This window comes from Streptomyces sp. P3, assembly GCF_003032475.1.
In the GTDB taxonomy this organism is placed as follows: domain Bacteria; phylum Actinomycetota; class Actinomycetes; order Streptomycetales; family Streptomycetaceae; genus Streptomyces.
Genome location: NZ_CP028369.1, coordinates 7,313,652 through 7,327,582 on the forward strand (window position 1 = coordinate 7,313,652; position 13,931 = coordinate 7,327,582).

General features: G+C 69.8%; 15 protein-coding genes. 5 read left to right on the forward strand and 10 right to left on the reverse strand.

The genetic code is table 11. The annotated features are described in order from the left end of the window. Positions 1–13 precede the first annotated feature (13 nt). Positions 14–832: a DUF317 domain-containing protein gene (locus C6376_RS32210; RefSeq protein WP_107446587.1), complete on the forward strand. Its 819-nt coding sequence runs from the start codon at positions 14–16 to the stop codon at positions 830–832. A 280-nt stretch (positions 833–1,112) separates the two neighbouring features. Next, positions 1,113–1,517 carry a hypothetical protein gene (locus C6376_RS32215; protein ID WP_061334554.1) on the forward strand — a complete coding sequence of 135 codons (405 nt, stop codon included), beginning with the start codon at positions 1,113–1,115 and terminating at the stop codon, positions 1,515–1,517. Between the two features lie 89 nt (positions 1,518–1,606). On the opposite strand, the gene C6376_RS32220 is transcribed toward C6376_RS32215, so the two are convergent. From C6376_RS32220 to C6376_RS46555, 4 genes are all read right to left on the reverse strand, one after another. Then, complete coding sequence (locus tag C6376_RS32220; protein WP_107446588.1) at positions 1,607–2,299, reverse strand: hypothetical protein; 693 nt, start codon at positions 2,297–2,299, stop codon at positions 1,607–1,609. Positions 2,300–2,378: 79 nt separating this feature from the next. Further along, entirely contained in the window at positions 2,379–2,822 is a 444-nt protein-coding gene (locus C6376_RS32225) for a hypothetical protein (RefSeq protein WP_061334558.1), read from the reverse strand. 424 nt (positions 2,823–3,246) lie between these two features. Then, complete coding sequence (locus C6376_RS32230) at positions 3,247–4,989, reverse strand: relaxase/mobilization nuclease domain-containing protein (RefSeq protein WP_107446589.1); 1,743 nt, start codon at positions 4,987–4,989, stop codon at positions 3,247–3,249. Beyond that, positions 4,986–5,381, reverse strand: a complete 396-nt coding sequence (locus C6376_RS46555; RefSeq protein ID WP_367881064.1) for a mobilization protein — start codon at positions 5,379–5,381, stop codon at positions 4,986–4,988. The genes C6376_RS32230 and C6376_RS46555 overlap by 4 nt, the downstream gene beginning before the upstream one ends. A gap of 827 nt (positions 5,382–6,208) precedes the next feature. Between C6376_RS46555 and ltrA the strand changes: the two genes are divergently transcribed. Next, positions 6,209–7,525, forward strand: coding sequence for a group II intron reverse transcriptase/maturase (ltrA, locus tag C6376_RS32240; protein WP_367881065.1), 1,317 nt, complete (start codon positions 6,209–6,211; stop codon positions 7,523–7,525). A 189-nt stretch (positions 7,526–7,714) separates the two neighbouring features. Beyond that, positions 7,715–8,011 carry an HNH endonuclease gene (locus C6376_RS46560; RefSeq protein ID WP_367881092.1) on the forward strand — a complete coding sequence of 99 codons (297 nt, stop codon included), beginning with the start codon at positions 7,715–7,717 and terminating at the stop codon, positions 8,009–8,011. A 137-nt stretch (positions 8,012–8,148) separates the two neighbouring features. Here the strand turns inward: C6376_RS46560 and C6376_RS32245 are convergent, their stop codons facing one another. From C6376_RS32245 to C6376_RS32270, 6 genes are all read right to left on the reverse strand, one after another. Further along, positions 8,149–8,385: a hypothetical protein gene (locus C6376_RS32245; protein WP_107446590.1), complete on the reverse strand. Its 237-nt coding sequence runs from the start codon at positions 8,383–8,385 to the stop codon at positions 8,149–8,151. 87 nt (positions 8,386–8,472) lie between these two features. Then, entirely contained in the window at positions 8,473–8,664 is a 192-nt protein-coding gene (locus C6376_RS32250; RefSeq protein ID WP_055493674.1) for a hypothetical protein, read from the reverse strand. Next, positions 8,661–10,211 (reverse strand): hypothetical protein, encoded by a 1,551-nt coding sequence (locus C6376_RS32255; RefSeq protein ID WP_107446591.1) that lies wholly within the window; start codon positions 10,209–10,211, stop codon positions 8,661–8,663. Before C6376_RS32255 ends, C6376_RS32250 begins: the two co-directional genes overlap by 4 nt. After that, positions 10,208–10,849 carry a WhiB family transcriptional regulator gene (locus C6376_RS32260; protein WP_107449320.1) on the reverse strand — a complete coding sequence of 214 codons (642 nt, stop codon included), beginning with the start codon at positions 10,847–10,849 and terminating at the stop codon, positions 10,208–10,210. Before C6376_RS32260 ends, C6376_RS32255 begins: the two co-directional genes overlap by 4 nt. A gap of 161 nt (positions 10,850–11,010) precedes the next feature. Continuing rightward, entirely contained in the window at positions 11,011–11,727 is a 717-nt protein-coding gene (locus C6376_RS32265) for a hypothetical protein (RefSeq protein ID WP_107446592.1), read from the reverse strand. Between the two features lie 2 nt (positions 11,728–11,729). Then, on the reverse strand, positions 11,730–12,605 hold the full coding sequence (locus C6376_RS32270; protein ID WP_107446593.1) for a helix-turn-helix domain-containing protein: 876 nt from the start codon (positions 12,603–12,605) through the stop codon (positions 11,730–11,732). Positions 12,606–13,288: 683 nt separating this feature from the next. On the opposite strand from C6376_RS32270, the gene C6376_RS32275 reads away from it, so the two are divergent. Continuing rightward, positions 13,289–13,783, forward strand: a complete 495-nt coding sequence (locus C6376_RS32275; RefSeq protein ID WP_173985780.1) for a helix-turn-helix domain-containing protein — start codon at positions 13,289–13,291, stop codon at positions 13,781–13,783. The last annotated feature ends 148 nt before the right edge of the window (positions 13,784–13,931 follow it).

The following is a 13,931-nucleotide window of genomic DNA, read 5'->3' on the forward strand; positions in this document are numbered from 1 at the left end:
CCGCACCGACCCCTTGGAGGCGCCCCTGTACCCCGACTTCCCGCCCGACCCGTCCATTCCGCCCGGCGGCCAGCCCGCGTTCTGGGTCGGCCCCCGGCATCTGGCCGGTGACGACGGGTGCCTCTACGACGGCGTTGCCGACACGCTCTCCGGTCTGGGCTGGACGAGCCTGACGATTGTCCGCGGACGTCATGAGCCGGACGAGGAACCCCAGGACCGCCAGGTCCTGCGCAGCACCGTTCTGCACATCAGCTCCGACACCCTCCGATGGGCGCAGTGGAGCCTGGCGGACGAGCCGTTCCACCTGGGAGACCTGCCGATCGCCTGGCAGATCTCCGCCCGCGCGGACACCAGCAGCCCGCTCGCGTCGTGGTCGTGCTACTTCACCACCGACGTCCCAGGCGAGGCTGTGGCCGACTTCCTCGTCGCGCTCGACGCCCGAGACCAGCCCGCCGTGCCGTTCGCCGGACCCGAACTGGTCCTCGACGCCGTAGTCGCACACGGCTGGCTCCGCGACATCGACCAGCCCGACGCGGCAGCGACAGACCCGACGTTCACCTCGCACATCAGCCTCGGCGAGGTACCGCCCCTCATCCAGGACGCCGACCCGCGCGCCCTGACGACCGAGGCCGACGAGCCAGGACCAGTCGGATGGCAGGCATGGGCCGAGCCCGCGCTCGGCGCCCCCTGCCTGTGGGCGGCCTCCTTCGGAGCCAGCGCCCCGCACGACCTCGTGGCAGCTTTCGCCACTTCCCTCAGCTCGACCGCACCGGTCCTGCGCCGGGTGCTGCCCGAGGCCACCCGGGAGCGACTGCTGCGGGCGCCGGCCTAGCCATCGACGGCGCACCTAACCAGACGGAAGAAACCCGGTCCCCGAACAAGGGCCGGGCTTCTGGTATTTCCCTCCGGGGCTCGGGCGAGCCATCGAGTCGGAGGACGGCGACCGGGGCGACGAGTACAGGGTGTCGGGCCTGCCCGGCACCGGTGATCGTCTCCGGCCCCAAGGCGGGGAAGTGCGGTGAAGCGGGGGTCTGCTCGGTGTATTGAAGCGGATCGGGTGATGTCGGTTGATTGCCTGACAGGTAGCGGCTGGGTCCGATAGATGTGTGCACATGGACGACTCCACGCCTGGTGAACGCACTCCCGCAGATGGCGAGCCCGCGCCCTCTGACGAGAAGTCGAAGAGCTGGTACGCGAAGCACAAGCCGAAGATCCGCGTCATGGGCGGCGTGACTCTGAGCGTAAGTCTGGCCGTGGTCGCTTACCTCGCAAGGCAGGGCTCCACAAGGCATGAGGTCGAGGACATCGCGGATTACGAACCGGCCTCCGACGATGAAGCTACGGAGCAGCCTCGCCAGTCCTCGCCTGCCCCTGACCGCGACCCCTTCCTCCGAAGGCTCCCTCCCGGTCAGCACGCCAGCGAAGAGGCCAAGGCGAGGTATAGGGAGTTGACGGGGAACGAGCTTCCTGACGGTTACACCGTGGTTCGCCGGTGGATGTACGGAACCGCAGCCTGACCACCGCACTGGTGTCCGTCAAAGCGGAACAAGCACAGCACTGCTGCCCCCGACCGTCCTGGTCGGGGGCAGCAGTGTGTCGAGGTCGGTCAGCTGGCTGCCGTGGCCTTGGTGAGGGCCTTGTCGAGGTGGCGGTCGACGAGGGCCGGGGAGCCGGAGACGATCAGCAGCAGGCTGCCGTCGCGGATCGCGGTCTGCTTGACCACGGTGCTCCGTCCTCCGGCGGAGAACGTCAGGAGCTGGCTCCACTGCTCGTCACCGAGGCCGTGGGGCGCGGGCAGCTTCTGCGAGGCGATGTCGATCGGGGTGCCGCCCGCGACGACCTGGTAGGTATGGCATCCGGTCATGGCGTCGAAGATCCGGCCGATGCCGTCGGACAGCTTGTTCGCGCCGTCGCTGTACAACTCCTCGGAGATCTCGGAGGAGCTGCCGCCGTAGGTGAAGGCCGTCTTCGCTTTGCGGGGGAAGGTGAGCGTGGCGCCGGTGGCCGCGTCGCCGCCCAGTTCGCTCAGGGCCGGACAGCCGTTGACGGTGACGTCGTCGTGCTGGGTGAGGCGCTCCGGCTTGCGCAGGTAGCCGCTGCCGAGGTCGCTCTGGTCGAGCAGGCGCGTCTCCAGCGCGGCCGACGTGAGCGGAGCAGCCTGGGTTGTGTCGGCCGGCGACCCGGTCCGAGCGGTGGCGGCGGTGGCGTGCTTGGCGCCGGTGGTGTCGGTGGAGCAGGCGGACACGGTGAGGAGGGCGGCGGTGATGCCGAGGACGGTGGTGGCGACGCGAACGCGCATGACGGAACTGACCCCTTGGTGCTGGACGACGGGTGGTCAGTGCGGGCCCGCGGGCCCGGCGGGGTCGTAGGAGTGGAGGTCAGTGCCCGAGGTGGCGCAGGCATTCCTCGAACGTGGCATGCGTCGCGTCCGCCGGTCCGCGGTTCCGGTTGAACCAGGCGGTGTCGAGGCGGGTTTCCTGCTGCTGGTGGCCGACCCGGCACCGCAGCCAGATCTGGTCGCGGGTGGAGAGGATGAGCCAGTCCCGGTACGCGCCGCACTCGGCGCAGGCGACCATCTCGCCGTCGAGGACGAGCGGCTGCTTCCACGGCATCATGGTGCCGCCGACCTGGTCGTGGCTGGGTACCCGCAACTCCGGCGGAAGGAAGTCGTCCACCACCGCGGTCGGCTCGATGTGTTCCGGCTCGGCCGGCGGCACCCCGATCCCGGGCGGGACCTCGTTCTGCAGCCGCGCCGACAGCTCGAAGAACCGGCGCTGTTCCTCGCTGGGCTCCTTGGCCCGGCGGCGTATTCGCTGAAACACCCTGGCGTCCTCCTGTGCCTCGTCCTGCTCGCTTCATGATCGTGCCTTACGCCCCTGGCGGTTTCAATTCACAAAGTCCACAGTCGCCTTCGGGCAGGTCATCAGGCGGTTTCCGCCTCCTGGGGGCGCGGATGACGAGTGGGCACGGCGCGTGTCTCGAGCGGATGAGTGATGTCCCCTCGGCGTGCCCGAACACGTCACGTCGGCTTCGACCGCCCAACTTCGCGTCGCCTACTGGCTCGAGTCGCCGCACCTGCGCCCTTGCGTTCCTCCTGAGTGTGCGTAGCGCCCGTGACCCACAACGCGGGCCTGAACGCCGCCGGGGTCCGCTGTGGCGTACGGCCATGCTGTGGCACGCGAGCGGGGAGGTGGCGGTGCGCCTGCTCCTGGTCGTGCGCTGAGGCTGCACCCCGGCTGGCAGGGCTCACCGGGTTTTGCCCGATGTCTCCTCCCCGCTGCGGCCGCGGCCTGGCGCGGAAGTCTGGGGTGCCGTCCTGTGCGTTGGGGGCTGGACCCCAGCGGTGCCGCTCTCGGACAGGGGCGAGGCGTCGGCGGGCAGATCGGCCGTCCGCCGCATCCGCCACACCAGCACGTCGCTCACCGACTCCGCGGTGTCGAGTTCACGACGCCCGACCGCGGCGGACAGAAGAGCGGCCGGATCGTGGCCGGCGGCTTCGGCTTCCGCGATGGTCGCGGCCAGGGCGTACCAGCCGGGCTCGGCGAGGATCCGCTCGGCGAGCCCCGGCAGCGCTTCGCGCAGCAGCACGGTCTGCCGCTGGAGCACCGGCCGGCTCAGACGTCGGCCTCGCTGGTAGAGCACGCCGAGCGGCTGAGCGGCGGCGGCCCGGTAGGCGGTGCGCAGGTGCCCGGCCGCCTGGGCGGCGGCTTCGGCCTGCTGGGCATGGCCCTTTCTCGCGTGCCAGTGGGCGGCGGCGGTGATGAGGAAGAACAGCATGTCGATCGCCATCGCGGTGGTGGCACCGTCCTCACCGCGGCCGAGGGCGGGCCCGCCGTGGACGAGGTCGCGGGCGGCCTGCCGCAGCGCGCGGTCGTGTCCGCGTACGGCGCGCACGTGGGAGCGGGAGGCCCGCTCGAACGCTGTTGCGGAGTCTCGCAGTTCGCGGCGGGTGTGTGCGGCGGAGGTCTTCGCGAGCGCGTCCAGGACCTCGCCGGCGGCGGCGATGTGGGCGGCGGCGACCGCGTCGTCGCCGTGCTCGACGATGAGCACGGCCTGCCACGCAGCCGATGCCGTCCCGCGGCGGGCGGAGGCCGGGGCGCCAGGCCCCGTACGGACCGTGTCCTCCTTCCATGACGTTGGCTCGGTCCCGGTGTCGCCGGACCAGCGCTCCCGGATGCGGGGCAGCGACAGGTCGGGGGCCAGGCGCGCGCCGGGGTAGAACACCGGCTCGCCGTCCTTGTTCAGGTCGTCGGGCAGAGCGACCTTGTATCCGAGGAGGTCTCCGGAGGGCGCGGCGCGCTTACGGATCAGGACGCCGGCAGCGGCGAGCCGGTCGAAGAACTCCTTGTCACTCCTCGCACCGGATACCGCGCGCCGTACCGTCTCGCGCAGCTCCTCGCGGGCGGTGCGCTCGCGACCCTGGCGTTCGGCCTTGTGGCGTTCGGCGCTGGTGGGTCGCTGGGCGGCGGTGCCGTCGCCGGGGGCGACCTGGTGGAGGCCGAGTTCCTTCTCGATGAGGCGGCACTCGGCCTGCGCGCGTTTGCCGGAGCGGAAGTCGTCGGGGCGGCTGCCGTCCTCGCACACCAGGGTGGCGACGATGTGGATGTGGTCGTCGGCGTGTCGTACGGCTGCCCAGCGGCAGCCAGGCTGCCCGTCGCCGGGGTCGATGCCGGTGGCGGCCACGATCCGCCGGGCGATCTCACCCCATTCCTCGTCGGACAGGATCCGGTCGTCCGCCGTCGCGCGCACGGAGGTATGCCACACGTGCTTGGCCGGACGCGCGTGCTTCGGCAGGGCCATCACGGGCTGGTCCAGGAGCTGCTGCAGGTCCTTGAGGGTGGCGTTCGGGTCACGGCCGGGGTCGGGGGCCATGCCGTCGAAGGAGGCCACGAGATGGGGGTCGGTGTGGTCCTCGTACTTGCCGGTCTCGTAGAGGTATTTGAGGAGACCGAAGGTCTCTGATCCGGCGTTGTTGACGCTGGGGATCATGCGCCGTGGCGTTCGATCAGGCGTGTGGCGGCTGCATGCGCGGTGTCGGCGGCCCGCTGTACGGCGGCGACGGCCGCATCGAGCTGGGGAGCGTCCGCGCCGGAGTTGAGTGCCTTGACCGCCTGGTTGAGGTTGCTGCCGGCCCAGCCGAGCCGACGCCGGCTGTCGAACAGGGCTGTGATCACTTCGCGTTCGTCGGCTATCTCGGCGCTGGTTCGGTCGAGGTCGCGGGCTGCGGCGAGCGCGGCGCGGGCGAGGAATCCGGCGACGGACAGGTTGCATCGGGCGGCGGCGGACTTGATCAGCGCGAACTCTTCTTCGTTGAAACGAGTGTTGGGCTGATGCAGGCGCTTCGTGGCGCGAGGCTGACGCGGACGCTGACGAGCGCGCACAGCGCGCTCGCGGTGGCTGCGGCGCTCGGTCGGCTTCTTCTCCTGTCCCGGCTTCGATCCGCCCTCGGTCGAAGCCTCCTGGACCTGCGCCCCCCGGTGCAGGTCCTCCCCGTCCCACTTTGGGGCGGGGTTGGCGGAAGCTACGCTTCCGCCCCAACTTGCTGTGCGACGTGAGGCCGCATTTTCGGAAGTGAGGTGATTCTCGTGGAGAGGCTCAGACAAAGGATTTCCTCCTGATCAGTGTCGCGATTAGTCCCCGCGCTCACATGCGTCGCTGGTAACGGCGGGGTGTGAAGCTGAGCGTTCACGCCCAAGGGCATCTCGGCCATCGAGAGCCACAGGCAAGGGGAAGGCTGGACGGGCGAACGCGCGTGAACTCCTGGTTGATGCCTCGGAATATGGGACCCCTGAGATGGCTTTCATTCGCAGGGGACGGCTCGGTGCTGCAAGGCACAGGCGGCTTCCGGTGCAAGCAACACCGGTTGTGGGACACCGCTGGCCACGGGGTATAGGGAGCGCCCACCCCAGCCGCATCTTCGGAATGCGGAACACGGAAACCCTGTCGGGGTCCGGTTCGACCGGTAATCCGACCGTAAGGGAGGCCCAACTCCCCGGCAGGAACAGGATGGTCCAAGAAGCGAATGCCGGTTGGCCGAAAGGTCAGGGGAAACCGGACAGCAGCTCTCCACACGCTGTCCGCCATAACCCGCCGGATACGGGTCCTGGTGGCCCGGCCCGAAAGGGCGCCCACGTGGACCAGGTGAGCCTTTGAAGCACCAACGCAAAGACGCCGGAACCGAGGTACAAGTTAGATGCCGGAGGCGCGCATGAGCACCACAGTGGCAGATGCGACTGCCCGCGCGTCCGAGGTGAACGGACCCGAGGACGGGCCATTCACGCGAGCGTGGCACAGCATTGACTGGGCCACGTGTGAGCGGAACGTACGGCGGCTGAGGCGGCGGATCTTCAAGGCTTCGCGGGAAGGGGACCTGAAGAAGGTCCGGAACTTGCAGAAGCTCATGCTGCGAAGCCGCAGCAACACGCTGGTGAGCGTGCGGCGGGTGACGCAGCAGAGCAGTGGTCGCAAGACCGCTGGCATCGACGGAAAACGCGCCCTCACTCCGGCGGCGCGGGCCAAACTGGCAGCTCACAGCCACCGGTTGGCCACTCCGTGGAAGGTTCAGCCGGTCAAGCGCGTGTACATCCCCAAGGCGAACGGAAAGCAGCGCCCGCTCGGCATTCCGGTCATTCGTGACCGGGTGCTCCAGGCTCGTGTGAAGAACGCGCTGGAGCCCGAGTGGGAGGCCCGGTTCGAGGCGAGATCCTATGGATTCCGCCCCGGACGAGGCTGCCAGGACGCGATCTGCTCCATCCGGGCCTCCACGCGAGGCCCGAGGGCCAAGCGCCGCTGGGCGCTGGACGCGGACCTGGAAGGGGCCTTCGACCGTATAAGTCACGACCACCTGATGGCCATGATCGGGCAGTTCCCCGCCAGGGACCTGGTCCGTGCCTGGCTGCGGGCCGGCGTGATGGAAGGCGGACGGTGGGCGCCGACCGAGGAGGGAACTCCCCAGGGCGGCGTCGTCAGCCCTCTGCTGCTGAACATCGCTTTGCACGGGATGGAAGAGGCCGCGGGCTTCCGCTACGAGAACCACAAAGGGCGGGAGGACCATACCGCCCCAGGAGCGCCCGTGCTGGTCCGTTATGCCGACGACTTCGTGGTGCTGTGTCACAGCGAGGAGGAGGCGTATCGGGTCAAGGAGGATTTGAGGGCCTGGCTTGCTCCCCGAGGTTTGCGTTTCAACGAGGCCAAGACCCACGTGGTCCACCTCGATGAAGGGTTCGACTTCCTGGGGTTCACCGTGCAGCGACACGGTGAGAAGCTGGTCATCAGGCCGAGCAAGGCGGCGTGCAACAAACTCCGAAAGCGGCTGCGGACGGACATGCGAGCCCTGCGGGGCGGTCCGTCCGGAGCTGTGATCCGCACCTTCAATCCGGTCGCCAAGGGCTGGAGTGCGTATTACCGGGGTGTGGCGTCGCATCGAGTTTTCTGCTCGATGGACTTCTACATGTTCACGCTGCTCTACAAGTGGGCGAAGCACAGTCACCAGAACCGTTCGGGGCTGTGGATAAAGGGCCACTAGTTCGGTCGGTTCAACAGGTCCAGGCGGGATAATTGGGTGTTCGGTGATCATGCCAGTGGCGCCTATCTACAGAAATTCGCGTGGACTGCTTATACCCGTCATGTCCCGGTGAAGGGGGCGGCGTCTCCGGACGATCCGGCCCTGAAGGGCTATTGGCGGGCGCGTCGCCGCATCAAAGCGCCGCCACCGATGGGGAAGACGAGTCTGCTCCTGGCAGCGCGGCAACGGGGCACGTGTCCCCTCTGCCGTGAGGCGCTGATCGAAGGAGCCGAATATGAGCCGGACAATGTGCGCGAGTGGATTGCCTGGTTCTCGGCGTCGAGGAAGCTGCTCAACAAGCACCACCTCGTTTACCGGAGAGACGGCGGTACAGACGCACGAGCCAACCTCCGCCTTGTGCATGCCGATTGTCACCGTCAGCATCATGCGAATGACGGAGATCGGACCGTAAGTTCGCGTCCCACGAAGCCCAGGCGGCTTGCTTGAGCCGGATGCGGTGAAAGTCGCACGTCCGGTTCTGAGGGGGCCGGGGCCCAGAGATGGGCTCCGGCTACCCGACCGCCCCGAGACCGAGTTGGAGTCGAGATCAGGTTCCGGGGTGGTGCCGTTCTGGGTGGGGTTCGTCATCGGGTTTCGGGCCTCATGGTGCGGGTGTGGTGCTGGATGGTCGCGGCCAGTGCGACGACGTCGGCCGGTCCCAAGAGGACGCGGACGGGTCCGTCGGGCCGGTCCTGGACGAGCCACTGGCCGTTCGGCGCGAGGACGGCGGCGTGCAGGAGTCGCCGGCGGACCAAGACGTCCGCCCAGGCGCTGGCCTCGGCGGCGTTGGGCTCGGATGGACGAGGGGGACGCGGAATCACGGCTTGCCTCCTTAAGCGGGGCGGTGGCCCGGCACGGAGCCGGGCCACCCGTTGCAGGTAGGGGCGTTGAGCTGGGGCTTTGACGATTCAGCCGCACTCGGGGCAGCGCCCGACGTGGCTGTTGAGCGCCCGGGCCATCCGCTGCTTCGTCGAGGCAGCCTGCTTTGCGCTGGACTTCGCCGCCGGCCTGCCCTCGTGCCGCTTGGAGTGGGCGAGCATGAAGCCGATCTCCCGCTCGTACTCCGCACGGACGGTGTCGAACTGGTGGCAGGTCTTCATTGGGCGGTGCTCCTTGTCTTCGTGGTGTCGTCGCTCCGCAGTTCCTGGAGGACGAGGCTCAGCCGGTCGTTCCGGCCGCCCTTCAGGCCCTCGCGGCGGAGGATCTCCCGCAGCTGGACCCGGGTGACGAACTCGTTGCCGTCCCGTTCGAGCAGGGCGGGGACGTGGGGGCGGACCTGCTGGACGAGCTGGTCCACCGACTGCTCCAGCTCGCGTGGCGGGCGCTGTATCTGCGGGGTGCGGGACCGGCCGAGCTTCCCCTTGTTCTTCGTCCTGGTCTTCGCGGTCGTCTTCCGCCGGAGAGGGACGTTGTGTCCCCGGTCCCCGGTGGGCTCGGTCCCCGTGTCGGTGTCGGTCGGTCCCCGATGTGAATCAGGGCCCTGAGCAGTTATTTCTCGCGTCAGGCGCTCAGTCCCCACGCCTCGGGCGTCCCCCTCCGAGGCTTCCGGATTGGCGGGACCGGTCCCCGGGACCGCGCCTGCTTCTCGGGCCTCGGTCCCCACCCCGGTCCCCGCGTTCTCGCCTTCGGTCCCCGCGCCTGCCGACGTCTTCGAGCCCGCAAGCTCGGGGACCGGTCCCCAGGGGGCGCTCGGTCCCGTGCCCCCGTCCGACTCGTCGGGACCGTGGGGACCGGCTACGGGGACCGGCGCCTTCGAGGCCGACTGCGAGGGGACCGTGGCTGCCGTTGCGGTGCTCTGTACCGGGGACCAGGGCGAGGGCAGCGGGACCGTAGCGAGCGCGAGTGCGTGCCGGCGGGCGGCGAGCTGGTCGAGCAGGTTCGCGCGCTGGAGGGGGTCGGTGCCGACCGAGGCCCTGCCGACCGCCTTCGACAGGCGCCGCGTGAGCCGTCGGCCGCGCCAGCTCCGCTGCTGCTCGGGTGTGCGCTCGGCGAGGCGGGCGGCGAGGGCGACCGCGCGGGTGGTGGCCCGGTCCCGGGTGATCTGTGCGGCGTCGCGGTCTCGCGCGGCGATGCCGAGGCGGGATAGGAGCCGCTCGCGTGCCTCCCGGCCCAGGACGGCGATCAGTCCGTGGGAGGCGGCGCCCGGGGTGCGAAGGCGCAGCTCGATCCCCATCGCGAGGTGCCACAACATCGCCGCCATGACGGGCCCGACGAAGGCCCGGACTGTGCCGCCGATGGGGCCGCTCTCGGCGTAGGCGGGGATCACCTGCACTCCGGTGATCACCCAAACCAGGGTGCCCGGCAGACCAGGAGCACCCTGAGTGGCCAGGTTCTGGCGTGCCATCAGCGCGGTCGCGAAGAGCGCCAGCTCGGCCGCGGCGAACATGCCGGCTCGCTCGGCGGTTCCGGCCATGTCGAGGTAGTCGGCGGCGAAGCGCCACGAGGTGTCGGCGCTGTAGGCGGTGCAGCCGAGGGCAGCAAGGGCAGCGACCTTGACCGCCGGACCGCCGAGACGTTTCTGCGGGCGCGTACCCCGGCGCCGGATCGTCCAGGCGGCCAGCACCAGCACGAGGGCGGCGGGCACACCGACGGTGAGGAGGAGAGGAAGGTCCGGAGCGGCGCTGAGGGCGAGGACGGGGTGGGTCATGCGGCCTTTCCGAGAGGGGCGTGCGCCGGAGTCGACGCCGCCGGGCGGGCTACCGGCTGCTGTGTGCCAGGTGCGGCGGGCGCGGGGCTGCCTGTTGCCGGGGTGGTCTTCTTCCGCTTCTTCTTGGGCCGCGGCACGCCGTAGGTGCGGTCGCGGTCGAAGACCTTGTTGGCGGCCTGCCGCAGCAGGTCTCGGGCGTGCTTGTGGCTGATCTGCAGGGCTGTGGCGAGCCGGTCGGGCCGCCAGCCGCGTACGTAGGCGTGGTCGATGACGACCTGCCGCTCGGCCTCGGTCAGGTGCACGTCGCGTCCCTGGAAGAAGGCCGTCACGCGCCGGTAGTCGAGGCGCCGGTGCAGTCCGTCGTGCAGGGGGCGCCGCTCGGCTTCGGTGAGGCCGCCCCAGATGCCCTCCTTGAGGACGTTCTCCAGGGCGAAGTCGAGGCAGTCGCGGCGTACCGGGCACCAGCCGCACAGCTCCTTCGCCTCGGCGATGTCTTCGTGGTCCCGGGGCCCGGGGAAGAAGACGGCGTCGGCGTCCTCGACGTCCATGCCGTGGCACGCTCCGCGGGTGTGCCAGCTGGTGTCTCCGATGCCGCGCAGGCCGGTGGCCGGCGCGTCGTGGGTGGTGATGTGGCGCAAGGTGATCTCCGATGTGCTGCCGCGTCGGCCGACCGGGGCGGTGCTCGGCGGGCGCGGCGTCGGGTGCCGGCTGCGGTGCGCGGGCGTGCGCCGCACCCGGGGCGGGACGATGGGGTTGGGCAGCGGTGCACCGGACGGGATGCACGCCCCGGATGCGCCGGTCAGGCCATCGCGGGTTGCTGGACCTGCTCCGTCTGATGGGCCTGCTGGGCGGCGGCGAGGTCGAGGCGGCCGGGATGTGGGGTGGCGCGCGGGGCAGTGGTACGTACCCCGTCGTCGGGGCCGATCCGGCGGCGACGGCACGGCTCGCCGGGCGGGGCCAGGCACCACTCGCACCGGACGCTCAGGGCGTCGGGCTGCCCCAGGGCGACGGCCATTTCGCGGGCTGCTCGGGCGGGCCGGTAGGGCGCGAGGGCGGCTCGGGCCGCAGGCGGTATGCAGGAGCCGATCTCCCGCAGCCGCGCCTCCAGCTTCGGGTCGATCCCGCCGCGACCGCTGGTGATAGCCCGGGCCTGCGCGGGCTGCGCGGTGCCGGCGGCGACGGCGCGGCGGGTGCCGACCAGCTCGGCGGTCCAGGCGGCCTGGTCGTCCGGGTCGACGGACGGCGTGGGATCGGAGTGCCGCGCCAGGCGGTCGCGCCGGTAGCTCTCCCAGGGACGGGCCACGTCCGCAGGCAGGATCTGGTACGGCGAGGTGCGGATGTGCTGGCGGGCGGCGACGCAGGCGTCCCACCCGTGCGGAGTGGCCATCGGCACATCTCCGAGCAGCTCGTGCCACTGGGCGAGCTGGTCGCGGGCCTCGCCCTGGTCGGTTCGGATGGTGCGGGGGTCGAGTCGGCCGATGTAGGCCAGCAGGGCGGCGATTTCGCGGCGGTCCACGGTCAGCCCTCCGTTCCGGTCGGCTCGTCGAGGGCGGCGAGAAGGGCGGCGGTGTGGGCCTCGGCCCGCGTCATGCCGCCCGGCACGGCGGGGCCCTTGCCGGGCACGGCGTAGAGGTTCGGGCGACCCGGGGCGTGCTCTCGGGCAACCCAGGAGCGCCAGTCGGCAGCCCAGGCATCCGCCGGCCTCGGCTTGAAGGCGGCCCGGTGGGCACGCCACTTCGCGTCGGCAGCTTGCAGACCCTGCTCGCCGAGGCGGTCGAAGTGTCCCTGCTGGCGGGTCCAGGTGTGGGTGGCTGGGTCGACCTGCCACTCGGCAGCCGAGATGACGCCAGCACCACCACTGCTGTACCTACGGTTCAAATCCGGTTCACTACGGTTCTGTGTGCCGGTTTCCGGTACATCGCTGTGCCGGTTTCCGGTACGTCGAGGTGCCGGTTTCCGTCGGGACCTGCCGGATTCCGGTACTGCCGGTTTCCGGACCCTCGCGGCGGATTCCGGCACCTCACGAGGGCGGATTCCGCACCGTCGCAGGGCCGAGATCCGGAGCGTCAGCGTGGCCTCGGCCGCCTGGTCGGCATTCTCGTCCTCCGCGGTCTCTGCCACGGCCTTGGCGGCGAGGGGGAGGCGATAGACGGTGCTGCGCTGCGGGCCGGTGAGGTCGTCGAGCTGCTCCAGCTCACCGGCGTGGACCAGGCGGTCGATGGCCTCGCGCACTGTGGAGACGGAAGCGCGCGTGCGCTTGGCCAGGCTGGACAGCGAGGCCCAGGAGACGCACTGCTCGTCGGCGACCCGGTCGGCGATCGACAGCAGGACCAGACGCGCGGTCCCCCGGCTGGAGCTGTGCTCCCACACCCACTCGCGGGCTTCACTGCTCATCGGCCGCTCCCGCTCACGAGGCAGGACCGGCGGCTTTCCGAGGCCGTGATGGCGTGCTCCGGGCCGGGGCGGTAAGGCGCCGAGACGAAGGTGGCTGCCGCGCAGGCCAGGCAGTTCGGCCTTTTGCGCAGGGCAGGAGGCATGCAAGAATCCCCTTTGCAGTGTTGCCACGCTGAAGCGCCCCGTGGAAGGGATCAGCGTGGTGACGGTGGGCAATCTCCGCCCTTGCCGGGGCGGTTTGTGCCGTTGAGCGTTCGGCGTCCGGGAGTTCGCACCTCTCGGACGCCGTCGCTGTCATGCGGGCCTACGAGGCCCGGAGTGAGCGCATGCGCTTCTCCTCGTTCGTCGTGCGGGCCGGCTGCCCGGCGGACGACGAACATACGCACGACCCTGCGTCAAGATCCAGACTTGGTTCTTAAACTCTGTAGAAGTCGCGCGGCCGAGCGCGACGCGGGGCGGGTCCTCATGAGCGGTCCTCGGGCCTAGGGGTATGGCGAGCCGCAGGGAGCGATGCGCTCTGCCGCCTCCCCCGACGTTGCAACACTTTGGTGTTGCCGTGGCTGGAACATACGCCAAAGTGATCCCCGCCTGTCAACACCGTAGTGTTCCGTCTCGCGGGTTGGTCTCACATCAACACTGGAGTATCGTCAGGTCTTCAGGGCGTAGATGGGAGGAGCCGGGTGATGGTCGAGTCCAGCGGATCGGCGGAGGTGCCCTCGGGGCCGTCCGGCGGTCGGCAGCTGAGCCTCGCCGACAAGCTGAACCACCTCTTCGAAACGGTGAAGAACCCGGCGACGGGCAAGAGGTACACCAACGCGGAGGTGTCTCGCGCGATCCGCGAGGCCGGCGAGGCGGACGGCCTCACTGTCTCGGAGAGCGCCATTTCGCAGCTACGCTCCGGAGCCAAGCCGAACCCGACCGTGAATACCGTCGAAGCGCTGGCGCGCCACTTCAATGTCACGCCCCAATACTTCTTCCCTGACTTCGACGCCGAGGAGTCCGAGAAGATCCGGGCCTCTATGGAGCTGATCGCGGCAGTGGGGGACAGCAAGGTGCGAGGGCTCGCGATGCGAGCCAATGGACTCTCGGCCGACAGCCTCAAAATGATCACGACGGTAATTGAACAGGCGCGTCGACTAGAGGGCCTTGATAAGCCTGATAATCCCTCAGTAACGTGACCTCCCTCACCCGCTATCCCGTTTTGACGGATATGCCTTCAAGATCCTCTTGGTCGCTCGGCGGGGCTGTGTAAAGCTCCGCTTGGCCGCGGGGAATTCTCGTGTGCCGGTGAGTAAGAGTCGAGTAAGAACTGCGTACTGCGCTTGC

What these genes read in the sequence shown, in the direction of transcription:
- C6376_RS32215 (WP_061334554.1), top strand. Translation starts at nt 1,113, where the DNA reads ATGGACGACTCCACGCCTGGTGAACGCACTCCCGCAGATGGCGAGCCC.
- C6376_RS32220 (WP_107446588.1), bottom strand. Translation starts at nt 2,299, where the DNA reads ATGCGCGTTCGCGTCGCCACCACCGTCCTCGGCATCACCGCCGCCCTC.
- C6376_RS32230 (WP_107446589.1), bottom strand. Translation starts at nt 4,989, where the DNA reads ATGATCCCCAGCGTCAACAACGCCGGATCAGAGACCTTCGGTCTCCTC.
- ltrA (WP_367881065.1), top strand. Translation starts at nt 6,209, where the DNA reads ATGAGCACCACAGTGGCAGATGCGACTGCCCGCGCGTCCGAGGTGAAC.
- C6376_RS46560 (WP_367881092.1), top strand. Translation starts at nt 7,715, where the DNA reads ATGGGGAAGACGAGTCTGCTCCTGGCAGCGCGGCAACGGGGCACGTGT.
- C6376_RS32250 (WP_055493674.1), bottom strand. Translation starts at nt 8,664, where the DNA reads ATGAAGACCTGCCACCAGTTCGACACCGTCCGTGCGGAGTACGAGCGG.
- C6376_RS32255 (WP_107446591.1), bottom strand. Translation starts at nt 10,211, where the DNA reads ATGACCCACCCCGTCCTCGCCCTCAGCGCCGCTCCGGACCTTCCTCTC.
- C6376_RS32270 (WP_107446593.1), bottom strand. Translation starts at nt 12,605, where the DNA reads ATGAGCAGTGAAGCCCGCGAGTGGGTGTGGGAGCACAGCTCCAGCCGG.
- C6376_RS32275 (WP_173985780.1), top strand. Translation starts at nt 13,289, where the DNA reads ATGGTCGAGTCCAGCGGATCGGCGGAGGTGCCCTCGGGGCCGTCCGGC.